We start from the raw sequence: 26,279 nt of genomic DNA, 5'->3' as shown, positions 1-26,279 counted from the left end.
ATTATCAAAAAATCACTGAGTAATACATTTTCATACTATTAATCTTTAATTTTATAAATTATTTTTTGAATCTGTAATTGTTATTTTTTTAGTTGCTTTTTAATGTCAATCATGAGTTCATTTCCTCCATTATTGAGGATTTCTCTAGCACAATTTAAACCTAATTTTTTCCATTCAGAAACATCAAAAGAGCGTTCGATGGTTATTTTTTGTTGACCATTAATTGAAAATAAGGCTCCTTTGAAATCAATTTGATCTGTTTCTTCGTTATAAGTTGCCAAAGCACCAATAGGAGCAGTGCAACCTCCTTCTAAGGTGCGTAAAAATTGACGTTCTATATAGGTGCAAATCTCAGTTTCTATATGGTTTAATTCAGATAAAGCTTCCAGTGCAAGAGTGTCTTCTGCCATAGCTACTACCATCATAGCTCCTTGTGCAGGTGCAGGTATCATCCAGTCTAACGAAAGGGTTGTTTCAGGTTTTAAATTTAAACGTTCTAAACCAGCACAGGCAAAAATAGCTCCACCCCAGTCATTATCTTTTAATTTTTGAAGGCGAGTGTTTACATTTCCTCTTAAATCAACTGTTTTATGTTGTGGATATTTGTGTAACCATTGTGCTTGACGGCGTAAACTTCCTGTGGCAATTATGGAGACGGTATTTAAGAAATCAGTACTTCCTTTATGAACTAAAATGTCTACTGTATTAGCTCTTTCTAAAACAGCGGCTTGTACGATGCCTTGTGGTAAAGTAGTTGGTACATCTTTCATAGAGTGTACGGCAATATCTACTTGACCAGAAATCATAGCAATGTCTAGTGTTTTAGTGAAAATTCCTGTAATTCCTAATTCATATAAAGGTTTATCAAGGATAATATCACCTTGTGATTTAACAGCTATAATTTTGGTCTTATAGCCTAAATCATTTAGTTGTTTTTCAACAGTATGTGCTTGCCAAAGAGCTAATTCACTATCACGAGTTCCAATTCTGATTACCCGGTTATTATCTCCTGGAGAAATAATTTGTTTGTCTTTATTTTTTTTCATTAAGAATTTTAATTTTTAAACCCGAATAAAGATTTAGATAGATTGTAAATCTTCTGTATGAATCGTTTCTGTTTTAGAAAAACTTCCTTTTGGGGTTGGAGCACTTAACTGAAAAACACGTTGTATCCAATCTACACTTTCGTCAACCGAAGTGTTTTCATCTTTTAAGTGATTAGCAAAATGATTGGTTATTTTTTGTATGATTCGATTACTTATAATTTCTGCTTGCTCTTCATCAAAATTAGACATTTTTTTGCGTTGGTATGCCATTTCTAATTCTTTGATAGACTGTAGTTTTGCTTTTAGTGCATGTATAGTTGGAGCATATTTGCGTCCTTTTGTCCAAGTAATAAATTCGTCTTGAATTTCTTCAATTATTTCTTCTGCCTGTGGGATAAATTTCTTTCGATTTTCTAGAGTTTCATCTGTCATTTGTGACAAGTGATCCATGTGAATTAATCTTACTCCTTCTATATCTTGAACGTTTTCATTTACGTTTTTAGGTATTGACAGGTCTAAGATGAGTAAAGGTTTTTTTAAATTTAGGATGGTTTTGTCAACGGTTGGATTTTGTGCTCCTGTAGCAACAACTAAGACATCTGCTTTTTGAATTTCCTCTTGTAAATCAGCATAATCTTTTACAATTAGATCTAATTTTTTAGCTAATTTTTCTGCTTTATCTTTTGTGCGATTAATTAAAGTAATATGATCGTGTTTGCTGTGTTTTACTAAGTTTTCACAGGTATTACGACCAATTTTTCCTGTGCCAAAGAGTAAAATATTTTTATCGGAAATATCAGGAACTGTTTTGAAAATATATTGAACAGAGGCAAAAGAAACCGAAGTCGCACCAGATGATATTTCCGTTTCATTTTTTACACGCTTACTTGCTTGAATAACAGAATTTACTAAACGTTCCAAATAAGCATTAACCATTTCATATTCTTTTGATAAGACAAAAGCGTTTTTAATTTGAGAAATGATTTCAAAATCGCCCAAGATTTGACTGTCTAAGCCAGTTCCTACTCTAAATAGGTGATGGATCGCTTCTTTATTCTTATATACGTAAGCAACTTTTTGAAAGTCTTCAACGGTACCTTGGCTGTTTGCACAAAGTAATTTAATTAACTGAAAAGGGTGCTGTGCAAAACCATATATTTCGGTTCGGTTACAAGTAGAAGTAACGATCAAACTTTCTAAGCCATCTTCTTTGGCTTGTTGGATCAATTGAGTCTTAGCTGGTTCATCTAAACTAAATTTTCCTCGCATTTCAGCATCTGCTTTTAAATAGCTTAAACCAATTGCGTAAAAAGTGGCAGATTTTGAGGGAATATTCTGTGTCATTAAAATCCTAATCAAATTTTCTACAAACAAAAGTATTTAGTTTTGTTTTTCCAAAATAACGCTATAAGTACTTTTTGTATCGCTATAAGTTATTTTGATAGTTGATTTGAGTTTTTAGTCATATTTATGCTATTTTTGTACTGGAATAGGCTGCTCACAAGTTTGTTATGTAGAATAATTCTAAATAACAAATCCTGTTTACTGAAAAAATCTATTTAAAAAAATGTCGCTATGGGTGCTACTGAAGAGATAAAAATGGATGATGAATTTGTTTTATTAAGGTTTCAGAATGATACAGAAGAAGTTGTTAAGTATGAACGTCCAGTAAAGACAGGTTTGATTCAGTTTCATTTTGGTTTAAAAGGAAAAGGAAAGTTTGTTTTTAATAATGGTAGTTATACCATAGGATTAGAAAGCGAAAAATCGCTTTTATTTTACAATCCCGAAAAAGAACTCCCGCTACATTTAAATATAGAACCCAAAACTTGGATTATCTCTATTTTGATATCTATTAAAAAATTTCATGGTTTATTTACTAATGATGCAGACCATATCCCTTTTTTGAGTGAAGAAAATCGGGATAGAAAATATTATGGAGAAGAGAATATAACGCCCTCTATGGCTATTGTACTCAATCAAATGTTTCACTATAATTTAAATCCAACTATTAAAAATTTATATTACAGAGGAAAAGGATACGAACTCCTAAGTTTGTTTTTCAATAAAAGTGAAGATCCTAATATAGAACAATGCCCTTTTTTAATAGATGAAGAAAATGTAAAGAAACTAAAAAAAGCAAAAGAAATTATTATTGCTAATATGTCAGAACCACCAGGGCTAGAAGAACTAGCCGAGCAAGTAGGTTTAAACTTAAAAAAACTAAAAACAGGGTTTAAACAGATTTACGGTGAAACAGTTTATGGATTTTTGTTTGATTATAAAATGCAATATGCTCGAAATTTATTAGATAGCGGATCTTATAATGTAAATGAAGTAGGATTAAGAATTGGCTACAGTACAGCTAGTCATTTTATTGCAGCATTTAAAAAGAAATTTGGTACAACGCCTAAAAAGTATTTATTAGAAAAAGTAAATTAGAATAGATAAAAGAAAGATATAAGATAGGAAGTACAATATCATTTTATTTTAAACTATCTTTAAATTTTGTAAGTCTCAAAAAACATAAAAATGAAAGGAGTATTATTAGTTAATTTAGGTTCGCCCGACAGTACAGAGGTAAAAGATGTAAAAAAATATTTAGATCAATTTTTAATGGATGAACGCGTAATAGATCTTCCTTATTTATTAAGAGCCTTTCTAGTAAAAGGAATCATATTGAATACGCGACCTAAAAAATCAGCAGCAGCTTATAAAAAAATTTGGTGGGAAGAAGGATCTCCTTTAATTGTTTTAACTCAACGATTACAAAAAAAAGTACAAGATTTAGTTGATTTTCCAGTAGAAATTGCAATGCGTTATGGTAATCCTAGTATAGAATTTGGATTACAACAATTGTATGATAAGGGAGTAAAAGAAGTATTGCTTTTGCCTTTGTATCCACAATTTGCTATGGCAACCACAGAAACTATTTTGGTCTTAGCGGAAGAAATTCGGAAAAAGAAATTTCCTTCTATGACTTTTAAAACAATACCTGCTTTTTATAAACGAGAACGTTATATCGCTAATTTAGGAACATCAATAAAGGAAGCTTTGGCTGGCATTGAAGCTAATCATGTGTTGTTTTCCTATCATGGCGTACCAGAACGACATATAAAAAAATCAGATATTACAAAATCACATTGTACAATTGATGGAAAATGTTGTATAACACCCTCTCCCGCACACGAATTTTGTTATCGCCATCAATGTTATGAAACAACCAGACAAGTAGCCGAATTATTACAATTAGAAGAAGGAAGTTACAGCACTTCGTTTCAATCTCGTTTAGGACGTGATCCTTGGTTACAGCCTTATACTGATGCCACAATTGATGGACTCGCTCAAAGAGGAATTAAAAATTTAGCCGTTGTAACACCTGCTTTTGTTTCAGATTGTTTAGAAACTCTGGAAGAAATAGGTATGGAGGCTGCTCATAGTTTTAAAGAAAATGGAGGAGAAAACTTTTTGACAGTAGCTTGTTTAAATGATCGTGATGATTGGGCGCAAACTATAGCAAGTTGGATTAAGAATTGGAATTAATGGAACTTTACAACTACATAAAATCATTGCATCTTATTTTTGTAATCACTTGGTTTTCAGGATTATTTTATATTGTACGTCTTTTTGTATACCACGCTGAAGCTAAGGAAAAAATAGAGCCAGAACAAAGTATTCTAATTAAACAATACCAATTGATGCAATACCGTTTATGGTACATTATAACTTGGCCAAGTGCTATACTTGCTAGTATTTTTGCTTTTTGGATGTTATTTTTTACTGATATAGGTAGTCTATGGCTTACACAATCATGGATGCATGTTAAGTTAACTTTTGTTTTTCTCTTGTATTTGTATCATTTAAAATGTCATCAGATTTTTAATCAATTGCAAAAAAATGAAGTTAAAAAAAGTTCTACCTTTTTTCGATTATGGAATGAAGGAGCTACCATTATTTTATTTGCAGTCGTTTTTTTAGTAATTTTAAAAAATGCTATCAATTGGATATTTGGCGTAATAGGTATAATTCTTTTTTCTATACTTCTAATGCTAGGTTATAAGTTTTATAAAAACATACGAGAAAAAAAATAATGATAAACATCTTTCTTTGGGGTAAAAATCTTTCCTTACGATCAAGAATTTTTCTTGCACTTATATTTATAACATTAATATCCTCAATATTAATAGCATTAGTATCAATACTTCACTTTCAATACGAAAGCCAAGAATATCATAAAGAACGATTATTACGTAAAGAAGAACAAATTAAACAACATATAGAGTATGTATTAGAAACCACTCCGCATCCTCTAATAACAGCTAATTTAGCCTCAATTTTTAAAGAAAAAATATTTGAAATAGCCGATATTCATAATTTAGAAATAGATATTTATGACCTGCAAGGAAGAATGTTAATTAATTCAAGAGCACCTATGATAAAAGGACAAATTACGATTAATATATCGGATAATTTGTTAGGGAAAATTAAATACGCTGATAAAAATAGATTCATAGGTGAGGGGGAAGCAAGAGGAGATGTGTATAATTTCTCTTATAGCTACTTAATGGATCATATAGAAAAGAAACCCATTGGTATTATACGTTTGCCCTACAAACAAGATGATAGTTATTATAAACAAGAAATAGAAAACTTTTTAGCCATATTTGGGAGTGTGTATTTAGGAATGTTCTCATTGGCAGTTTGGTTAGCTTTCTATCTTTCTCGATATATTACCAAATCTCTTGAAACCATTTCTCGTAGACTAACCGAAACCAGTTTGACCGAAAAGAATAAAAAAATAGATTTAGTAACACACAGTTCCGAAATAGATAAACTTATTCAGTCTTATAATAAGATGATTGATGAGTTAGAAGAAAGTGCTAATAAACTAGCACAAGGGGAGCGAGAAGGAGCGTGGAGAGAAATGGCAAAACAGGTAGCTCATGAAATAAAAAATCCCTTAACTCCCATGCGATTAACCGTTCAGAGTTTTGAAATGCGTTTTAATCCTCAAGATCCTAACATTAAGCAAAAAGTAACAGATTTTTCTAAAACACTCATTCAGCAAATAGATACCATGAGTGCTGTTGCCAATGCTTTTTCTAATTTTGCATCTATGCCGGCTCAACAAAACGAAACACTAAATGTGGTAGATGTAGTAAGTATGGCATTAGATATTTTTAATGAAGATTATATTAAGTATTGTCCCTGTACAAATGAAATTATTACCAAAATAGATAGAACTCAACTTATCCGTATTATTACGAATCTAGTAAAAAATGCAATACAGGCTATACCAGAAGAACAAATAGATAAGAAAATTTTAGTATCTGTAAAAAAAGAGGAAAATAATACCATAATTAGTGTATGTGATAATGGAAAAGGAATAGCAGCTCAAGATTTTGAACGTATATTTGAACCTAAATTTACCACAAAAACTAGCGGAATGGGACTAGGACTAGCGATTATCAAAAATATAATTGAAAATTATCAAGGAAAGATTACTTTTGAATCTAAATTAACTAAAGGAACTACTTTTAAAGTACTATTACCTATTATAAATAAATAGCAATATGGAATTAAAAAATATTTTAGTCGAGCACGAAAAATTTACAGCTACTATAACAATTAATCGACCAGAAAAATTAAACGCACTAAATTCTGAAACGATAAAAGAATTACATTATTGGTTAAAAGAATTAGAAGCAAATGAAAACATTAGAACTATTGTCCTTACAGGTAGTGGTGAAAAAGCTTTTGTAGCAGGTGCTGACATATCTGAATTTGCTCATTTCTCTGAACAAGAAGGAGCTGAATTAGCTAGAAAAGGACAAGAAATTCTTTTTAATTTTGTAGAAAACATGAAAACCCCTGTAATTGCTGTAGTAAACGGATTTGCATTAGGAGGCGGTTTAGAGCTTGCCATGTCTTGTCATTTTCGTATTGCTTCTGAAAATGCAAAAATGGGATTACCTGAAACTTCATTAGGCGTTATTCCAGGTTATGGAGGGACACAACGTTTGGCACAATTAGTCGGTAAAGGACGTGCTATGGAAATGATTATGACAGCTGGTATGATAGATGCTAACACCGCAAAAGAATTTGGATTGGTAAATCATGTAGTGCCTCAAACAGAATTGTTTGCTACCTATATGACTATAGTAGATAAAATACAACGTAACTCTCCCATTGCTATAGGTAAAGCAATTGAAGCCGTAAATGCAAATTATAAAGAAGGTGTAAACGGTTTTGAAACAGAAATTAAAAAGTTTGGAGAATGTTTTGCTACCGCTGATTTTAAAGAAGGAACGACCGCATTTTTAGAGAAACGCAAAGCTATTTTTGAAGGAAAATAACAACTGATTAAAACTTATTCTAAATAACTTTTAGTTCGTAAGAAAAGAATTTAATATTAAAATATTACCCCCTCTTGATCAAAGTTTTCCAAATTTCATTAACTAGGTTTTTAAATGAAAATTCTTTAAAAAAGAGGTTGCTGTTTTTATTAAATTTAGATTATATGTTAGACTTTGTAATGAAAATAAAAACAGTAAATAAGATAAAAATATGCGGAATTTTGTTCCATAGTTGTAGTTTTGTAGCCTTGAAACAAAAAACGTATATTTTTATCTATACCAAATCTCTTATGTATAATTCAGTTTGAAACTATACTGGTTTTGATTCGACTATATTAATATATTTTTTTAAAAGGTTGATCTGTGTCAACTTTTTTCTTTTATATGTGTCATACTTTCGCGCAGAAAAAAATAGACGAAAATTCCCCTTAAAAAGTTATAAATATTTAAAAGTAAATTGAAAATGAAAAAAATTATGATTATGCTCTTCTTTGTTTTTATTCAAGCAAAGGCACAATTTAATGAAGGATTTGAAGATAAAGAAGTTTTTAATAAAGAATGGGACATAGTAAAAACACGAGAAGACGGACCTTATTGGGGAATTTATAAAGATGAATTGTTTCCTAAAGATGGAAGGAGTTGTGCTATGATTGTTGGTAAAGCAACTAATCAAAAAGGAGGGTCTTATTTAATTACACCACAAATAGAGGTAATAGAAAATAATACAGATGGTTTTTCATATTGGGTAGGTAGTTTATTTAATGAAACAACACCAAGAAGATATGTTTTAAAATTATCTGAAAAAGGAAAAGATTTAGACGATTTTGAAGAGATAGTATTAACCGAAAGTCTTGATAAAAGAGAATGGAAAAAAATACAATTAATTTAAAAAAATATATAGGAAAAAAAATTTATTTAGCCTTTTATGTTGCTGATCTAGAAATAGGTGCTATAAGAATAGATAATGTTGTGAACGCAGGTTTATCAGATGTTTTAGAGGCTCCTACTTTTAATCACGAGGGATTTGAATTTTACCCTAATCCTACTGCTGATTATCTTCATTTTTCTTACACAAAAGAACTTCAAGCTATTACTATATGTAATTTGCAAGGACAGAAAATGCAAACAAAGGAAATAAATGCACTTAGGGGATCTTTAGCACTTTTAGATTATCCTCAAGGAATATATATAGCCAAATTTACGGATTTAGACGGATTAGAAAAAACAATCAAGTTTGTTAAAAACTAGAAAGAATCAGGTTATCAGTGAAATTTTTAAAAGTAGTTTTATAATTAACCTGAGCTTGATCCGTATTGTTTGAGAAGCACGAAATTTTATTAAAAAATTAGTGAGATTTTAGATTTTAAACTTACCTGTTTTTATTAAGGGAATATCAAAAGGATTTATTATTTGATATTCCCTTAATTTTTAAGAAATAAATGTGCCTTCTCAACTAGTTTAAATATTGTTTGTTTGTCTTCATCTTCAAGTTGTTGTATTAATCTTATTTGCTCTAACTCTGTTTTATCTTCTAAAATTAGTGTTGGCTCTCGATGCGCCTCGCACTCGAACGGACGATTATTTCAATTATATACTCAACCATTTGTTCGAGTTGTTTTAAAATAAAAAAACATATTGAGAATTTTACTTTTTAATACAGTATACTTTAAGTGGTATAACATCAATAACAAATTTAAGATTCAATATAAACGTTAAAAATGAAAATTTTTGAAATAGAATCTAGTATTTAAAATTTCTTATATTTGAATAAAACTTACAAAATTGAAACCTCAAGATATAAAAATACTACATTTAGACAGCAATCACCCTTTGCTAAGAAATCAATTGGAAACAGCAGGTTTTCTAAATTATGATGATTTTACCTCTTCCAAAGAAGAAATTGAATCCAAAATTTCAGGATATCATGGTATTGTTATACGAAGCCGTTTTAAAATTGACAAAACCTTTTTAGATAAAGCCACTAACTTACAATTCATAGCCCGTGTAGGGGCTGGTTTAGAAAGTATTGATTGTCATTATGCGGCAACCAAAGGCATTCATTTAATTGCTGCGCCAGAAGGCAATCGTAATGCTGTGGGCGAACATGCCTTGGGAATGCTTTTGTCTTTATTTAACAATCTAAACAAAGCCAATAACGAAATTAAATCCGGACAATGGAACCGTGAAGCAAATCGCGGTCATGAATTAGATGGCAAAACTGTAGGCATCATTGGTTATGGTAATATGGGAAAATCCTTTGCCAAAAAACTAAGAGGTTTTGATGTAGACGTTCTTTGTTATGATATTGCTCCTAATGTAGGTGATGCCAATGCACGCCAAGTTACATTGCAAGAATTTCAAGAAAAAGTAGATGTAGTCAGCTTACACACACCTTGGACACCTGAAACAGATAAAATGATTAACGCCTCTTTTATTAACGCATTTGCTAAACCTTTTTGGTTGATTAATACTGCTAGAGGTAAAAGTGTGGTAACTCTGGATTTGGTAGAAGCGTTAAAAGGAAAGAAGATTTTAGGAGCAGGTTTAGATGTGTTAGAATACGAAAAACTTTCTTTTGAAACACTTTTTGAAGAACAAAAGACACCCGCATTTGAATACTTATTAAATGCTTCTAATATTTTGTTAACGCCTCATATTGCAGGTTGGACATTTGAAAGTAAAGAAAAATTAGCACAAATTATCATTGATAAAATAAAAGAACTCTATCTTATTAAGCATTCCCAATAAGATATACTAAATGAAAGATTTTTTGTTTTAAGAGTATCTTAATATTAGGAAATTTCTCTTCATAACATAACCTAAATTTTTGCTTTACTTCTTGTGGTAAAGAGGAATATGATATTGAAGATAAAAAAATAGAGGATTTTTATTAGTAATAATTAATACATAATACAAGTTAAACTCAAATCCCTCTTTTTAGATGTAAAATCTAAAAAAAGAGGGAACTTTTTAGAGTAAATTCTTATAATTGATATTCAAGTACTTTTATATATTTTTTCCCCATTTCTCTAAATTACCCTAAAGAACAGATATTAGAAACAAACAAATAGTATCGAAAAACAATTCTCATAAAATCTAGAATTTGAGTGTTACACCAGTTAAAAAATTTCTTCCAGCCTGTGGATAGTAGAAATTTTCAGTAGTAACAGGATTATTAGAACCTAAAGGGCGATCATAATAACTATAAGTATAACCATTTGATTCATACAGCTTATTATAAAAATTATTAATTAGTAAATTGAAACTGATTTCGGCAAAACTTTTAGGTTTAAAAATATATTGAATACTTAAATTACCATTGTGATAACTATTTAATATTTTGTCCTCTGAAGAAGTATTATCTAAATACTGTTTTCCTATATATTTTTGTATATAAGCAACGCTTAAATCCTTAATAGGATAAAAAGTGGCAGTTACACCTCCTGTTACATTAGGTGAAAAAGAAATATCTGTATTTTCATATTTCGTGATTTTTGTTGAATAACTTTTATTACCATTTATATCGTATTCAGTTACAGGGACAGAATAATCAAACGATTTGATTTTATTTATACTTTTTGTGATATTAAAATCTAATTTAAAAAACTTAGTAGGTTGAATACTTGCTTCTAATTCAATACCAATTCGACGGCTTTTTTCTACATTCTCACGAATGGGATCTCCAACTTCATCTAATGCCCCTGTAAGAACTAATTGACTGTTGTAGTGCATATAATACCCATTTAAATTAATATGTGTTATCTTATTTTTAAATCGGTAACCTGCCTCATAGTCCAATAATTGTTCTGCTTGAGGTTCAATAGGATTCTTCGTTAAATCATTACGATTAGGCTCTTTATTAGCTACAGCAAAGAATCCATAGATACTATGATTCTTATGTATAGCAAAGTTTAAGCCTATTTTAGGATTTAAAAACGGATATGTTTTCTTTACATTTAATAATTTTAAATCACTACTCAATCCGTGTGTTGTATAATCTATACGACGTGCCTGAATATCTAAGAAGAGCTGTAATTTGTAAAAAAATGTATAATCCGCTTTAATATATACTGAGTAATCTTCTTTTTTGCTTAGTGATTTATAATAATTTACATTAGTAACAGGAAGATCTGTATACTGATGTTTGATCAGCTCCCCAAAATGAGTTCCGTCGTATTGATTATATCCACCACCTAGGTTAGCATTAAAGTTTTTAGTATTGTAATTTAAGGTGTAAACAAGACTATAAGCGTCATTATCTAACCATTTTCTACGTACTACATCTGATTTAAAATTACCATTTATGTGGTCAGGAAAATATTTTTTAAGTTTTTGATCTCCCTTAAATTCTTCATAATATCCTTTCCCTTTAGTGTAATTTCCTGATAAGGAAGCTGATAAATGATCTGTGAATTGATGTGTTATATGTAGTTGATAATGAACTTGTTCGTAATTGTCAGTTTGATTATCATAAGTGTAATAATTATACGTTCTTCCTGAATTTAATAAATTTTCAGTTTCTTCTGTGCTGGAATAATTACGATTAATGTAAGCTAGTATGCCAACTCTATCGCCATTAACTACCGCCTCTGGAGTTCCAAACCAAGATTGATAAGTAATTTCTTTACCTCCAAATACTAAGGCTTTTATAGCTGTTTGCTTATGGATAAATCCGGCTTCTGCATAAAAAGATTTTAAATCAGATGAAGCACGATCTATATATCCATTACTTCCTATTTTTGAAAGCCGCCCTTCCGCATAAAAACCATTTTTAATTCCAGAACCAAAAGTAATATTGTGTTTTCGAGTATTAAAAGATCCGATACTGTGTGAAGTGGTAGCATATCCTTCTAAGGAAGGGGTAAGCGTACGTAAGTTAAGGCTAGCCCCAAATGCTCCAGCGCCATTAGTAGAAGTTCCAGCACCTCTTTGTAATTGGATATTTTCTACAGAAGTTGTAAAATCAGGCATATTTACCCAAAAAGTACCTTGACTTTCAGCATCATTATAAGGTATGCCATTAATCGTTACATTTATACGAGTAGCATCACTCCCTCTTACCCTTAATCCAGTATACCCTACACCAGCGCCAGCATCAGAAGTAGTAACGACAGAAGGCATTTGGTCTAACAAAATAGGAAGATCTTGTCCTAAATTATTTCGTTCTAATGCTTCCTTTTTAATATCTGTAAAAGCAAACGGAGATTTTTTGTTTAGACGAGTAGAAGCTACTTTTACTTCTTCTAATGCGTTGATCTTTGTGGAATCATTTATTTTTTTTTCTTGACCAAATACAGTACTAATATTCATCAAAAATAGTGTACTCAGAATAAATTTAAAAAAAAAATGATGTCTTTGATTGTGAATTAAATTTTTCATTCGTTACAAAATGGTTACGAATAAAAGGGGTTATTATTCATTAATAAAAAACGTATATTTTTTTGTAAGTTAGGCTCTTGCCCTTCCCTTGACAGCATTACCTGTCTAGGTTCATTGGGTATAATCTCAGCCTTATTTAACTTTTTAAAAAGAAACAAAGCACCCCTTTTGAGACAATGTAAAGATACTTTAATATTTAAGATCTCCAAGAATATCCAGATGAGATACTGTTGAAATTGATATACAATTTTTGTATGTTTTTATTTGTTAATTATTTATTAAATAATATATTGTAAGTTAATTTAACCTATTTATTTATGAGAAAAATTTTACTTAGTATGGCTTTTTTAGCTATTTTACAATCTTGTAGTTCAGATTCTTTAGCCCCAAGATCTGATGAAAATATAGAAAACATATCTTTAAAAGAAAGGCTCATAGCTAGTGTTTCTAAAGATAATTGGATGTCCTCGATAAAAGCCAGTACCCCATTGTCTAAATTATCTATTCCTGGCACACATGATTCAATGTCTATCAAAAATTGGGCTTTTAGTAGTAATCAATATGGTAGTATAAACGAACAATTAGGTGCCGGAGCAAGAATTTTTGATTTACGTTTTAATTATGAAAACGGTCAATTTATGGGATACCACGGAATTGTAAAACTTAATATAACTTTAGATCAAATAATGTCAACTTTTAAAGAGTTTTTAAAAGTACATCCCAATGAAGCAATTATTGTTATTATGAAAAAAGAGAATGGAGAGGACAAATCTACTTGGGTTAATTATTTTGATGCTAAAATGAATGAGTATGAATCTAAAGGATTGGTAAAGAAAAATTGGAATACAAATAGCCTATTAGGTGATTGTAGAGGAAGAGTTTTACCTCTATCGAGAGAAACCTATACAAATTCTACCTTTGTGCAGGGCTGGTCTGGAAATCCTAATTTTTCAAATGGTACTCTAATGGGAAATGGATATTACAATTCTTTTAAGATTTCTGATTTTTATACAGTTAATACGATATTACCAAGTTCTATAAATTATAAATACGATCGTATTATTGAAAATATTATTCGTTCAAATGCTGATTCAAATGTAATGAATGCTTATTTAACGTATTGTTCAGGAGCTAGCGCTTTTGCTTATCCAGTAGCTGTAGCGGATCGAATTAATCCCAAAGTAGCAGATTATATCCAAAGTAATAACCCAAAACTAAAATCATGTGGGTGGATCTTGATGGATTTTATCAATTCAGAAAAAGGAAATAGATTGTCCGAAAAGTGTATTGAAATATCAGTTAATAATTTTTCTAATTAATGTTGCTAAAACAAGAACACTAAAAAGTAATTTAGTGTTCTTGTTTTTTTAACTCAAAATGTGTTCCATCAAAAACACCATAAGTGAAATAGCCAATCCAGTCGCCTAAGTTATAATATTGGGCATTTTTGTTTAGTTGAATTTCCATAGGCAAATGACGGTGACCAAACACAAAATAATCATAATGCTTGGTTTCTAATTTGCGTTTGGCATACTGAATCAACCATTCGTTATCTTCCCCTAAAAACTTGACATCTTCTGCTCCTGAAATCATTTTGTTTTTTACCGATAAATACTGCGCTAATTTCACGCCCACATCAGGATGCAACCAGCGAAACAACCATTTTGAAAAGGGATTGGTAAACACTTTTTTCATTCGCTTATAGCCTTTGTCCCCAGGTCCTAAACCGTCGCCATGACCGATTAAAAAAAGTTTATCGTTGAATGTAAATTCCTTAGTTGTGTGATACACGGGAATGTTTAACTCTTTTTCAAAATAATCATTCATCCAAAGGTCGTGATTACCCACAAAAAAGTAAATAGGAATCCCACTATCACGAATCTCGGCGAGTTTGCCTAACACCCGTACAAAACCTTTAGGAACCACCGTTTTATATTCAAACCAAAAATCAAATAAATCGCCTAATAAAAAAATAGCTTCCGCATCTTGTTTGACTTCATCCAGCCATTGTACAAACTTTTGCTCCCGAGGAAAACTCATTTCAGGCGTGGGTGCGCCAAGGTGTTGGTCGCTAGCGAAATATATTTTTTTATGAGAAGTAGAATTCATGTAGCAGGATTTCGAGCAAAGATATTATTTTGCTAGTACTTAAAAAACTATTGAATTTAAAATAGTTTCATTAATGATGCTTTTTTAACGACACATAAGCCATTAGTGTACTTAATAACATACCAAAGCCTCCCAAAATAAAAGGAGCACCTGCAAAAGAATGCGCGTTACTCTCTTGAGTAAAATAATAAAATACACTCGACATGATGGGCGGTCCTATAATAGCTGAAGCACTAATCAAACTCGTCAAGGTACCTTGTATTTCTCCCTGTTCGTTTGCGGGCACTTGCCCTGCAATTACCGCTTGTAATGCCGGTCCTGCTATGCCACCAAGACAATACGGAATCAGGAAGGCAAACATCATCCAGCTTTGGCTGGCAAAACCAAAAAGAAACATACCTATCGTATACAAAGCCATGCCTACATAGATACTTTTTACATTCCCTAGCTTTGGATTTATCCATCGAATCAAACCACCTTGTACTAGCGCGACTAATAAACCTATTACGCCTAAGGATAACCCTATCATGGTTTCATCCCAATGAAATTGATACATGGTAAAATAACTCCAATTACTTTGCACTGCATGAGAAGCCGTATGCAGCAAGAACACGGCAAGGGTTAATCCAATCAGTTTTGGATATTTTTTTAAACTAATAAAAGCACCTATCGGATTAGCTCTGGTCCAATCAAAGGCTCTACGGTGTTTTTTGGATAAAGATTCTGGAAGTATGAAATAACCATATAAAAAGTTGAGTAAACATAAAACCGCGGCGGCATAGAAAGGAATACGTGCCCCGTATTGCCCTAACAAGCCTCCAATAACGGGACCAATAATAAATCCTAAACCAAAAGCGGCTCCAATCATTCCGAAATTCTTGGCGCGATTTTCATCGTTGCTAATGTCTGCGATATATGCAGAAGCGGTCGTGATACTAGCCCCTGTAATACCCGCCAATATGCGTCCGATGAATAACCAACTGATGGTGGGTGCAAAAGCCAATAACAGATAATCCAAACTGAATCCAAAAAGTGAAAGCAATAATACAGGACGGCGACCGTATTTGTCACTCAAATTTCCTACCAAGGGCGAAAACAAAAACTGGGTAAAAGCATACGCAAAAGTAAGCCAACCTCCGTATTGTGCAGCATCGCTTACATTACCGTGTATGAGTTCTTGAATTAACTTTGGGGTTACTGGAATAATAATTCCTAAACCTATCACATCTATTAAAAGCGTGATAAAAATAAAACCTATAGCCGCTTGTTTTTGACTTTTCTTCATAGAACAAATAAACAAAAAAATCCCAAACTCTTTTGGAATTTGGGATTTTAAATAGGTAAGATTGCTTTGTTGTTAGCAATAACTATAATTCTAAAGCTTTTCTTGGATTACCACCCATTAAGATTTCTGCTGGATTTTCTAAAGCTTCTTTCACAGCACATAAGAAACCTACCGACTCACGTCCATCAATGATACGGTGGTCGTAAGACAATGCTACAAACATAACTGGAGCAATCACGATTTGACCGTTTTTCACTATAGCTCTATCTACTACATTGTGCATCCCTAAGATTCCTGATTGCGGCGGATTGATGATAGGGGTAGATAACATAGAACCAAAAACCCCACCATTAGAGATAGTGAATGTTCCACCTGTCATTTCATCAACTGTGATTTGACCATCACGTGCGCGAATGGCTAAACGCTTGATTTCAGCTTCAACACCACGGAACGTTAAGTTTTCTGCATTACGTACCACAGGCACCATTAAGCCTTTAGGTCCTGAAACCGCAACAGAAATATCACAAAAATCGAAAGACACTTTTTCTTGTCCATCAATCATTGAGTTTACATCTGGGAATAATTGTAAAGCACGTGTTACCGCTTTTGTAAAGAATGACATAAAGCCTAATCCCATTTGGTGTTTTGCTTTAAATTCTTCTTTGTATTCGTCACGTAACGCATAGATAGCACTCATGTCAACTTCGTTGAAAGTAGTTAACATAGCCGTTTCGTTTTTAGCAGATACTAAACGCTCTGCTACTTTACGACGTAACATTGATAATTTTGTTCTTTGAGAACCACGAGAACCTCCTGTAGGAGTACCCATAGAAGCTTTTGCATTTAAAGCATCCTCAGTAGTAATACGACCTGCTTTACCAGTACCTGTAACTGTTGCAGGGTCAATTTCTTTTTCTGCTAATATTTTTTTAGCTGCTGGCGAAGCTGAACCTGTTGCATACGTGGTTGCTTGAACCGGTGCTGCTTTAGGAGCCTCCGCTTTAGGAGCTTCTTCTTTTTTCTCTGCTACAGGAGCTGCACCACCTTCTGGTTTTGCGGCACTTGTATCAATTAAACAAACTACTGCACCTACAGCTACTGTGTCCCCTTCTTCAGCTTTAAGCGTGATGATTCCGCTCATTTCAGCTGGTAATTCTAATGTTGCCTTATCTGAATCAACCTCAGCAATCGCCTGGTCTTTTTCTACATAATCTCCGTCTTGTACTAACCAAGTAGCAATTTCCACTTCCTTGATTGATTCCCCTGGCGAAGGGACTTTCATTTCTAAAATCATCTTTTATAATTTTATAAAGTGTTGTTATCTATTTATCAAAAATACAATTTTTTATTAAACTAAAGTTTTATCAAAAACCATAGCAATCGCATCCGCATGACGTTTCTTAGAACGTGTATAACTTCCTGATGCTGGCGCACTGTACGCTTTAGGTGATGCTACACGGAATTTAACCTCGTTGAAATTCATCAACATAAATCCGTAAGCTCCCATGTTTCTTGGCTCTTCTTGTGCCCAAACATAATCCGTTGCGTTTGGATACGAAGCAATAATCGCTTTTAATTGGTCTACTGGTAATGGGAACAATTGCTCGATTCTTATTAATGCCACATCGTTTCTTCCTTGTGCTTCTCTTTCTGCTTTTAAGTCGTAGTAGAATTTACCTGTACAGAAAACCAATGTTTTAACATCCACTGGATTTACGTGTGTATCATTGATAACTTCTTGGAACGAACCTGTAGCAAATTCTTCAATTGAAGAAACCGCTTCTGGATGACGCAATAAACTCTTAGGGGTAAAAACCATCAAAGGTTTACGGAAATCTGCCAACATTTGTCTTCTTAACAAGTGGAAGAAGTTTGCAGGTGTTGTACAGTCAGCCACATACATATTTTGTTCTGAACAAAGTTGTAAGTAACGTTCCATACGTGCCGATGAGTGTTCTGCACCTTGGTTTTCATAGCCGTGAGGCATTAAAATAACCAAACCATTTTGGTTGTTCCATTTGTCTTCCGCTGCCGAAATGTATTGGTCAATCATGATTTGAGCTCCATTAGAGAAATCTCCAAATTGAGCTTCCCAAATGGTTAATGTTTTAGGCGATGCCATAGCATAACCATAATCAAAACCAACTACACCGTACTCCGATAACAATGAGTTGTAAGCATTGAAGTAGCCTTTCTTGTTAGGTACGTCGTTCAATAAGATTACTTCTTCTTCTGTATCCTCCGTTTTTACTACGGCATGACGGTGTGAGAATGTACCACGTTCTACATCTTGTCCAGAAATACGAACGTTGTAACCTTCCGTCAATAACGAACCATAGGCTAACATTTCACCCATAGCCCAGTCTAACTGGTTTTTCTCAAAATACATCGCTTTTCTATCGTTGATAAGCTTTTGTATTTTGCTGATATATTTTTTCCCTTCTGGTAATTCTGTTACTACTTTAGCGATACCGTCTAAGGTGTCTTTTGCTACTGCGGTATCAATTTTTTCTAACATTTTAGCTTGGTTCGCTTTAGAAAAACCAACCCACTCGTCTTGCATAAACGGCTCGATAACTGTTAAAGTTTCTTCGCGCGATGCTGTTAAATTTTCATCCAATTTAGCTTTGTAAGCCTCTTCGATTTCTTTAACATACGAAGTTGAAATAACTCCTTGTTCTACTAATTTAGCGCCATATAAATCTCTTACATTTTTATGTCTTGAAAGCGATTTGTATAAAACAGGCTGCGTAAAACGAGGTTCATCCCCTTCGTTATGACCATATTTTCTATAACCTAAAACATCAATATATACGTCTGAACCGAACTCCATACGATATTCTAATGCAAACAACATAGCTTTTACCACTGCTTCCGCATCATCGGCATTTACATGGATAACAGGTGCTGAAGTTAATTTAGCAATATCTGTACAGTAAGTTGCTGAACGAGAATCGGTATAATTTGTTGTAAAACCAACTTGGTTGTTGATTACTACGTGAATGGTTCCTTGTGTTTTGTAACCGTCTAAGTGTACCATTTGTGCAATTTCATACACAATTCCTTGACCAGATACAGCCGCATCTCCGTGTACGATAACTGGTAATACTTTATTAGGTTGTGCTGGGAAGAAACGGTCTTGTTTAGAACGTGTGATTCCTTCCACCACAGCAGCTACAGTTTCTAAGTGTGAAGGGTTAGGTACTAAATTGATGTTAATCCCTTTTCCTTTACGAGTTGTTTTAGGAGTTGTAATCCCCAAGTGGTATTTCACATCACCGTCAAAATGGTCTTCATCTGCATAGTCCTTACCATCAAATTCGCTAAAAATCTTTTTAGGTTCTTTGTCAAAAACATTTGCTAAGATATTCAAACGACCACGGTGTGCCATTCCTAATACTAATTGTTCCACTCCTAATTCGGCAGCTTCCTCAATTAGAATGTCAAAAGCAGGAACAACCGCTTCGTTTCCTTCTAGAGAGAAACGCTTTTGCCCTACGTATTTTGTATGTAAGAAATTTTCGAATGAAACAGCTTCATTCAATTTTTCAATGATAATCTTTTTCTTATCGGCAGTTACCTCATTTGCCATGGCATTGATTTTTTGTTCAATCCATGCTTGTGTTTTAGTATCGCGAATGTATTTGTATTCAAAGGCGATTGATTGGCAATATAATTTCTTTAATAAAGTAATTAAATCAGCCAAAGTAGTTGGATTACCTGCCACTAAACTAGCGGTTTGAAAAACCGTTTGTAAGTCAGAACTTGCTAAGCCATAGTTTTCAATTTCTAAACTAGGCGTGTGGGTTCTTCTATCTCTTACAGGATTTGTATCGGCAAATAAGTGCCCGTTTGTGCGGTAAGCTTCAATTAATTGAAGTACTCTAATTTCTTTTTGAATTTTATCCGTTAATTGAGCGTTGTTTATAGCTCCTTCCGAAGAAGTTTCTTCACCTGAAAATCCATTTGGGAATTCATTAGCAAAGTCAAATCCTTGAAAAAAAGCCCTCCAAGAAGGTTCAATACTATCAGGATTTACTAAATATTGATCGTATAAATCGGCAAAAAAGGCCGTATGTGCTGCGTTTAAAAAGGAAAACCTATCCATAATGCTGTCTAATGACAATTTTTGGTTAAAAATTATTGCAAAAGTAAAAACTTTTAGACTAATATAGCCAATAAAACAGTATATTTATATGATTAATTTTTAATTCTTTAAAATCTATATCTAAAATGAGAGTCTAATGATAAAAAATGTATTTTTTTTTAGTTTTTTTTTATTTTCATCTATTAATCAAGCTCAAAATTTAGAGGCAGATCCGCCTGTAAATAATTTTTGGGATCATGTTCGTTTTGGGGGAGGTCTAGGGCTTAGTATAGGGAATAATTTTACTAATATTTCAGTTTCTCCAACTATGTATTATAATTTTGATGATAAAACGAGTGTAGGATTGGGACTTAATAGTAGTTATGTTAAAAACTCTGGCAATTTTACTTCTTTTGTTTATGGTGTGAGCGGTAGTTTGTTGTATAGCCCGGTTGAGTATTTGCAATTATCAACGGATATAGAACAGTTACGAGTAAATTTGGATTATAATACGATTTCGGGTCGTCGTTTTGATGATTTTTGGAATACGGCTTTGTTTTTAGGGGGTGGCTATAGAATGAATAATGTTACGGCTGGTTTGCGTTATAATCTTCTTTTTAAAAATACTAATAATTTATATACATCAGCATGGATGCCTTTTGTTAGGATCGTATTCTAGAATGATTTATTAAGAAAGGCTGTCCCAAAAAATGCTATTATGACTTTTGGGACAGTTTTTTTGTTCTGTTAATAAAAGAAATGGGCGAAAGAATTAATTAATTTGGAAGCTATTACTCAAGATGAGCTTAGCTGCATCATAAACTTTTAGTTGATATAGTCCAGGTATTGGATCTTTTATAGGAATTGCTTTTTCAATTTTCATGGCTTTATTTTGGTAATGAATAAATGAAACGGCTGTGTAATCTTCTATTTTTTCTCCTGTTGTGGTGGTTTCATTATGTGTTACTAGCTCATTATTGGGATCAAATAATTGGAAATAAAAAGTTTTGTTTTGAGGTGTTACCAATTCATTTTCGCTAATTAAAAAATTAATTTTTATTAAATTGGTTTTACTTGCTTTATTTGTTTGAACAATTTCGCCTGATGATTTTAATTTAAAAGAATTTACTTCTAGATTAGAGAAGCTTAATCTAGATGCTTTACTTAATTTTTCATCAGCAATTTGTAGTTTTTTGTTTAGATCTACGTTGTTTGTGTTTAGGTCTTCATTTGTTTTTTTTATGTTTTTTAATTCTGTATTGGATGCAATGAGCTCGTTTTCGGTACTGTCTATTCTTTTTTTGTACCGTTCTATTTCATTCATTAGGTATCCTATTCTTAATTCTAAATTTTTTGATTCAATTTGATATTTAGAAATTTCAGATGGATCATAGTTTTCATTTTTTATTTTTGCTAGGAGGGTGTTTACTTTTTTTCTTTCTTCTAATAATTCTTTGCTTAAATGACCTTCTTTAGAAAGAGTGTTTTCTAGTGCTAGTTTTACTTTTTCTAGATCATTAGTCAGTTCTGCTTTTTCGCTTCTTAATGATATTATAATGCCTTTAGAATGGGCAGACATTCTATAGATATAGATTAAACTGCTCAGTAGTAATAAGGATAATAATGTGATTATGATTTTAAAGCTTTTATTGTTTATAGTAGAGTTTGTCATGATATTATGGTTTGATTAATGGGTGGGATTTGGTTTAGATTTTTGTCTAGTCTAAAATAAATGTAAATTCCTAAGACACCAATGAGAGCCATTAAAATCCAATTAGTATTAAAGCTGTAGTTTTCGATGATGCTAAAACTAAGTTTAGAACTTAATATTTGAGCAAAGCTAAAACTCATAGAGTAGAGAGCCATATATCTTCCTTCTTGACCTGGTGTTGCTTTGTTAAAAGCAAAAGTATTGGCAAAAGAAAATATTAGAATTTGTCCTAATGTGATTAATAAAATGCTTATCATTAGTAAAAAAATCCAATTGGCAAAGATTAAGAATAAAAATCCCAAAGTCATAAAAAGGCTTCCTATTTGGAAAATTTTAGTGTTTTTTATTTTGGTTTTTTCTAGGTATCCTATAATGGGCATTTCGAAGAGGAATATTAGTAATCCATTTAATGATAGTAATAATCCTATTTGCATTTCACTAAAGTTAAATTTTGAAGAGTTGTATACGGGAAGTGTAGTGAAAAGTTGAAAAAATAATAATGCGGTAATGAAAGAACCTAATAAGAAAATTACAAAATTAGAATCTCTAAATATGGAGTTTTTTGTATTTGTAGTTTCTTTTAATTGTTCTACTCTTTTAGCGTAAATATCAATTTTTGTTTCATCTATTAAAAATAGAAATAAAATTACAGCTGTTACGCAGCTTATACCGTCTATCCAGAATAAAGGATCATAATTGTTATTAGCAATCAAAACACCTCCAATGATAGGACCTGTAAACATACCTAAGTTAGTTGCTAGTCTTATAAGGGTGAGTGAGCGAGTTCTATTAGAAAAGTTGCTAAAACACCCAATGGCTACATAAACGGCGGGTTTGTACATATCAGCTATAGCCGTTAAAACAAATAATCCAATACTGATTTCTATAAAATCATATAAAAACATTAATGAAATAAAGCCAAAGCCTACTAATAGGAGGCTTGAAAGAATAACCGTATAAAAGCCTATTTTATCGGTTAATTTACCGCCTATCCAATTTCCTAAGAAAGAGCCAATGCCTATAGAGCTCATAAGCCAACCTACTTCTTGAAGGGTAAACGAAAAGCCTTTGTGTAGGTAGTTACTTAGAAACGGCATGACCATAGCTCCTGCTCTATTAATATAAGTAATGAGCGTGAGAATCCAAATTTCTTTGGTAAAACCTCTGAAATTATCTAAATAAGTAATTTTTTTTTTCATACGTGTAGATTTAGGGGAAATCTTGGGCTAAGTTAGTTTAAAGCTGTTTTTATTGTGTTTTTTTCTTTTTGTTTTAACAAAATATACGGTAAAACCGTAATGGTTTAATTCGTTTTTCTGTAGTCAAAGATTATTTATTATTTTTGTAGTAAACAATCTTCAATAGGCTGCTTTCTTTGTAATATATGTTTTTATAAAAATTTATAATAATTATAAAGGCAGAGCCTTGATAAAATCTATTTTAAATGAAAAAAATTATTTCTTTTTTCTTTTTGCTTCAAGCTTTTTCGTTGTTTGCTCAAAAAGAATTGCTACAGTCAGGTCCTATGGTAGGGTATTGTGAAATGACAGAAGCTGTAATTTGGTTACAAACAACTACTAGTGCTAGTGTAAAGTTAGAGTATTATGATTTGTTAAATCCATCAAAAAAGATGTTTTCGGATGTTTATAATACAAAGAAAGAGTCGGGATATACTTGTCACGTAGTTCTAGATAGGTTAGAACAAGGAAAAAAATATGCGTATCAAGTATATCTTGATAATAAGTTAATAAAGTTACCTTATCCAACTACTTTTGAGTCCAAAAAGTTATGGCAATGGCGTGAAAAAGCACCTGATTTTACAGTAGCTTTTGGTAGTTGTGTTTACATTAATCAACCTGAGGTTGATAGACCAGGAAAGCCTTATGGAAGTAATTATGGTGTTTTTACAAGTATAGCTGCTAAAAAACCAGATATTATGTTATGGGGAGGGGATAATATTTATTTGAGAGAAGTAGATGAAAGTTTATCAGGTCTTTACCTTCGTTATACCCATTCTCGAAGTGTTAAAGAAATTCAACCATTATTAGCGAGTACTCAAAATTTTGCTATTTGGGATGATCATGATTTTGGACCTAATGATGGTGATAGAAGTTTTAATTATAAAATACATACTCAAAAAGCATTTAAGGATTTTTGGGCTAATAAGTCTTATGGTTTAGATGTGTCTCAAACACAAGGAACTTATTCTACTTTTAATTGGGGTGATGCACAGTTTTTCTTATTAGATAATCGCTTTTTTAAGTCGCCTAATGATCGTAAAACAGGAGAAAAAACGTTGTTAGGTAAAGAACAATTAGAATGGTTAATTGATGCTTTGTCTTCTTCTAAAGCTACTTTTAAGATTATAGTTGTTGGAGGTCAAGTACTAAATTCAGCTTCAAAGTTTGAAAATTATGCAACTTATCCTCAGGAACGAGAATATTTGCTTAATGAAATTGCAAAAAACGAAATTAAAGGAGTGCTATTCTTGACAGGAGATCGCCATTTTGCAGAATTGTCCATGTTGAAAAGAGGTAATAATTATTCTTTATATGATTGGACCGTTTCTCCATTGACTTCTAATCCTTCTAATTCAGGATTGAAAGAAGAAAACAAGAATCGTGTAGAAGGAAGTATGTTTGTACAACATAACTTTGGATTACTGTCTTTTACAGGCGATAAGGATGATAGACAAGTTAAATTGTCTTTATTTGATCATGAAGGAAAAGAGTTATGGAATAAAGTTATTACAAAAAAAGAATTAGGGTATTAGTATAGGTTTTTATACCACACTTTTTGCCACTCTCTTTTTAGAATGAGATAACTTACTTGCTCGGCGAGTTCAACTAGGTTGAAACCGTCGAGTTTTTTTATATCATCTTCGTTTACATCAATAATATATAGTAGGTTTAAGTATTCATTAAATTTATTTTGAATAAGTTGGTGTACTTTTTTATGTACTTGAATTTTTAATTCAACAGGGGAAATAGGATGTAGTATATTTAAATCTTCATTAGCTAATAAAAAGTCTTTGGAAACTTGTTCAATGAGCTTGTAATATAGCTCTTTTTTTTGAGCTTCTGAAAGTATTAAATCAGTGTTTTGAGGAGCGATGAACTTTTTCAATTTCAATCATGATTATTTAGATGAAAATGAGTTTGATATAATAAAGAAAATTCTATATCAAACTCATTTTGTGTTAATGTGTTATTTTTTTATTTGAAATGATTTTGCAAGTGTTAAACATTTCTATTCATTAAGTTTTCTCCAAATGTTTTTAGAATAACCTTTTTATCTTCACTAATATTAATTTTTGTTAGTGTAGTAAAAGCTTTGAGAGTGTATTGTTTGATTGCTTCTTGTGTAGCTGCACTAGCTCCACTTGAGTTAAAAATGTTTTTTACTGTTTCAATTTTATTGCTATTATCCTTAGAATGGGTAGAGTATAATTGTTCTAATTGAGTTCTTTCTGTTTCAGAAGAAAACTCTAATGCTTTTATATAGAGATATGTTTTTTTATTTTCTATAATATCACCTCCTATTTGTTTTCCAAAGGTTAAAGGGTTTCCAAAAGCGTCTAAATAATCATCTTGAAGTTGAAAAGCAATTCCTAAATTTAAACCAAATTCATAAATTAAGTTTGCATTTTCAGCGGATGTTTCTGCAATTATAGCTCCCATTTTTAATGCAGCTCCTACCAGTACGGCGGTTTTGTATTCAATCATTTTAAGATATTCAGCAACGTTTACATATTTTCTGGTTTCAAAATCTACATCATATTGTTGTCCTTCACATACCTCAAGTGCGGTTTTACTGAATAATTGTGCTAACTCTTTAAAAATAACGGGTTCATAATTTTCAAAATATTGATAGGCTAAAATAAGCATAGCATCACCAGAAAGAATACCTGTATTAATATTCCATCTTTCATGAACAGTTTCGTTGCCTCTTCTTAAAGGAGCATTATCCATAATATCATCATGTACTAAGGAAAAGTTATGAAAAACTTCTATTGCTGTAGCCGCTGAAAGAGCTTTTTCATAAGAAGTATCAAAAATTTCAGCAGCCATTAATGTTAGCACCGGACGTATTCTTTTTCCTCCTAAAGATAAAATGTATTGTATAGGGTTGTATAAATTGAGGGGTTCTTTTTGTATTGATAAATTTTCAAAATGTTTTGTAATAATATCTTGATAGGTACTAATTGCCTGCATTGTATTTTTTTTGCTAAAATAATTTAAAAGTTGGGAACACCTAGTTTTATTAAATGTTAAAAAAAACAAAAAAAAATGGAAACTTTTTAAGT

At 31.9% G+C, this 26,279-nt stretch carries 22 protein-coding genes; 11 read left to right on the top strand and 11 right to left on the bottom strand.

The genetic code is table 11. The features are described 5' to 3' along the window. Positions 1-80: 80 nt before the first annotated feature. The gene (hemC, locus tag AWN65_RS13290; protein ID WP_060383590.1) at positions 81-1,046 is read right to left on the bottom strand and encodes a hydroxymethylbilane synthase; all 966 of its coding nucleotides are present in this window, start codon (positions 1,044-1,046) and stop codon (positions 81-83) included. Between the two features lie 33 nt (positions 1,047-1,079). Then, on the bottom strand, positions 1,080-2,390 hold the full coding sequence (gene hemA, locus AWN65_RS13285) for a glutamyl-tRNA reductase (protein ID WP_060383589.1): 1,311 nt from the start codon (positions 2,388-2,390) through the stop codon (positions 1,080-1,082). A 231-nt stretch (positions 2,391-2,621) separates the two neighbouring features. Between hemA and AWN65_RS13280 the strand changes: the two genes are divergently transcribed. The 8 genes from AWN65_RS13280 (at position 2,622) to AWN65_RS13245 (ending at position 10,150) form a co-directional block, all read left to right on the top strand. Next, positions 2,622-3,488: a helix-turn-helix transcriptional regulator gene (locus AWN65_RS13280; protein ID WP_060383588.1), complete on the top strand. Its 867-nt coding sequence runs from the start codon at positions 2,622-2,624 to the stop codon at positions 3,486-3,488. A gap of 90 nt (positions 3,489-3,578) precedes the next feature. Continuing rightward, positions 3,579-4,589, top strand: coding sequence for a ferrochelatase (gene hemH, locus AWN65_RS13275; protein WP_060383587.1), 1,011 nt, complete (start codon positions 3,579-3,581; stop codon positions 4,587-4,589). Next, positions 4,589-5,137, top strand: coding sequence for a CopD family protein (locus AWN65_RS13270; RefSeq protein ID WP_060383586.1), 549 nt, complete (start codon positions 4,589-4,591; stop codon positions 5,135-5,137). The genes hemH and AWN65_RS13270 overlap by 1 nt, the downstream gene beginning before the upstream one ends. After that, entirely contained in the window at positions 5,137-6,615 is a 1,479-nt protein-coding gene (locus tag AWN65_RS13265) for a sensor histidine kinase (protein ID WP_060383585.1), read from the top strand. Before AWN65_RS13270 ends, AWN65_RS13265 begins: the two co-directional genes overlap by 1 nt. Before the next feature lie 4 nt (positions 6,616-6,619). Then, positions 6,620-7,402, top strand: coding sequence for an enoyl-CoA hydratase/isomerase family protein (locus tag AWN65_RS13260; RefSeq protein ID WP_060383584.1), 783 nt, complete (start codon positions 6,620-6,622; stop codon positions 7,400-7,402). 463 nt (positions 7,403-7,865) lie between these two features. Then, entirely contained in the window at positions 7,866-8,291 is a 426-nt protein-coding gene (locus tag AWN65_RS13255; protein ID WP_060383583.1) for a choice-of-anchor J domain-containing protein, read from the top strand. Further along, positions 8,267-8,650, top strand: coding sequence for a T9SS type A sorting domain-containing protein (locus AWN65_RS13250; protein ID WP_060383582.1), 384 nt, complete (start codon positions 8,267-8,269; stop codon positions 8,648-8,650). The genes AWN65_RS13255 and AWN65_RS13250 overlap by 25 nt, the downstream gene beginning before the upstream one ends. Positions 8,651-9,184: 534 nt before the next feature. Then, positions 9,185-10,150 (top strand): 2-hydroxyacid dehydrogenase, encoded by a 966-nt coding sequence (locus AWN65_RS13245; RefSeq protein ID WP_060383581.1) that lies wholly within the window; start codon positions 9,185-9,187, stop codon positions 10,148-10,150. Between the two features lie 348 nt (positions 10,151-10,498). Here the strand turns inward: AWN65_RS13245 and AWN65_RS13240 are convergent, their stop codons facing one another. After that, positions 10,499-12,712, bottom strand: a complete 2,214-nt coding sequence (locus tag AWN65_RS13240) for a TonB-dependent receptor (RefSeq protein WP_235588325.1) — start codon at positions 12,710-12,712, stop codon at positions 10,499-10,501. A 386-nt stretch (positions 12,713-13,098) separates the two neighbouring features. On the opposite strand from AWN65_RS13240, the gene AWN65_RS13235 reads away from it, so the two are divergent. Further along, complete coding sequence (locus AWN65_RS13235; protein WP_060383579.1) at positions 13,099-14,100, top strand: phosphatidylinositol-specific phospholipase C domain-containing protein; 1,002 nt, start codon at positions 13,099-13,101, stop codon at positions 14,098-14,100. A 31-nt stretch (positions 14,101-14,131) separates the two neighbouring features. Here the strand turns inward: AWN65_RS13235 and AWN65_RS13230 are convergent, their stop codons facing one another. The 4 genes from AWN65_RS13230 to AWN65_RS13215 form a co-directional block, all read right to left on the bottom strand. After that, positions 14,132-14,890 carry a UDP-2,3-diacylglucosamine diphosphatase gene (locus AWN65_RS13230; RefSeq protein ID WP_014165996.1) on the bottom strand — a complete coding sequence of 253 codons (759 nt, stop codon included), beginning with the start codon at positions 14,888-14,890 and terminating at the stop codon, positions 14,132-14,134. Between the two features lie 70 nt (positions 14,891-14,960). Continuing rightward, the gene (locus AWN65_RS13225) at positions 14,961-16,175 is read right to left on the bottom strand and encodes a TCR/Tet family MFS transporter (RefSeq protein WP_014165997.1); all 1,215 of its coding nucleotides are present in this window, start codon (positions 16,173-16,175) and stop codon (positions 14,961-14,963) included. Between the two features lie 82 nt (positions 16,176-16,257). After that, complete coding sequence (odhB, locus tag AWN65_RS13220) at positions 16,258-17,469, bottom strand: 2-oxoglutarate dehydrogenase complex dihydrolipoyllysine-residue succinyltransferase (RefSeq protein ID WP_060383578.1); 1,212 nt, start codon at positions 17,467-17,469, stop codon at positions 16,258-16,260. Between the two features lie 54 nt (positions 17,470-17,523). Continuing rightward, positions 17,524-20,283, bottom strand: coding sequence for a 2-oxoglutarate dehydrogenase E1 component (locus AWN65_RS13215; RefSeq protein WP_060383577.1), 2,760 nt, complete (start codon positions 20,281-20,283; stop codon positions 17,524-17,526). Between the two features lie 136 nt (positions 20,284-20,419). Here AWN65_RS13215 and AWN65_RS13210 point away from each other — a divergent pair, with 136 nt between their 5' ends. Continuing rightward, on the top strand, positions 20,420-20,941 hold the full coding sequence (locus tag AWN65_RS13210; RefSeq protein WP_063743550.1) for a hypothetical protein: 522 nt from the start codon (positions 20,420-20,422) through the stop codon (positions 20,939-20,941). A gap of 93 nt (positions 20,942-21,034) precedes the next feature. Here the strand turns inward: AWN65_RS13210 and AWN65_RS13205 are convergent, their stop codons facing one another. Both AWN65_RS13205 and AWN65_RS13200 read right to left on the bottom strand, forming a co-directional pair. Continuing rightward, entirely contained in the window at positions 21,035-21,934 is a 900-nt protein-coding gene (locus AWN65_RS13205) for a hypothetical protein (protein ID WP_123861962.1), read from the bottom strand. Beyond that, positions 21,931-23,172, bottom strand: a complete 1,242-nt coding sequence (locus AWN65_RS13200; RefSeq protein ID WP_060383575.1) for an MDR family MFS transporter — start codon at positions 23,170-23,172, stop codon at positions 21,931-21,933. The genes AWN65_RS13205 and AWN65_RS13200 overlap by 4 nt, the downstream gene beginning before the upstream one ends. Before the next feature lie 245 nt (positions 23,173-23,417). On the opposite strand from AWN65_RS13200, the gene AWN65_RS13195 reads away from it, so the two are divergent. Then, positions 23,418-24,746: an alkaline phosphatase D family protein gene (locus AWN65_RS13195; RefSeq protein ID WP_060383574.1), complete on the top strand. Its 1,329-nt coding sequence runs from the start codon at positions 23,418-23,420 to the stop codon at positions 24,744-24,746. Here AWN65_RS13195 and AWN65_RS13190 read toward each other — a convergent pair. Further along, positions 24,743-25,099 carry a hypothetical protein gene (locus AWN65_RS13190; protein WP_060383573.1) on the bottom strand — a complete coding sequence of 119 codons (357 nt, stop codon included), beginning with the start codon at positions 25,097-25,099 and terminating at the stop codon, positions 24,743-24,745. The genes AWN65_RS13195 and AWN65_RS13190 overlap by 4 nt on opposite strands. Positions 25,100-25,212: 113 nt before the next feature. Next, positions 25,213-26,187: a polyprenyl synthetase family protein gene (locus AWN65_RS13185; protein ID WP_060383572.1), complete on the bottom strand. Its 975-nt coding sequence runs from the start codon at positions 26,185-26,187 to the stop codon at positions 25,213-25,215. Positions 26,188-26,279 lie beyond the last annotated feature (92 nt).

Origin of the sequence: Flavobacterium covae, assembly GCF_001534645.1 — a bacterium.
GTDB lineage: Bacteria > Bacteroidota > Bacteroidia > Flavobacteriales > Flavobacteriaceae > Flavobacterium > Flavobacterium covae.
This window is presented reverse-complemented; position numbering and strand designations above follow the sequence as displayed.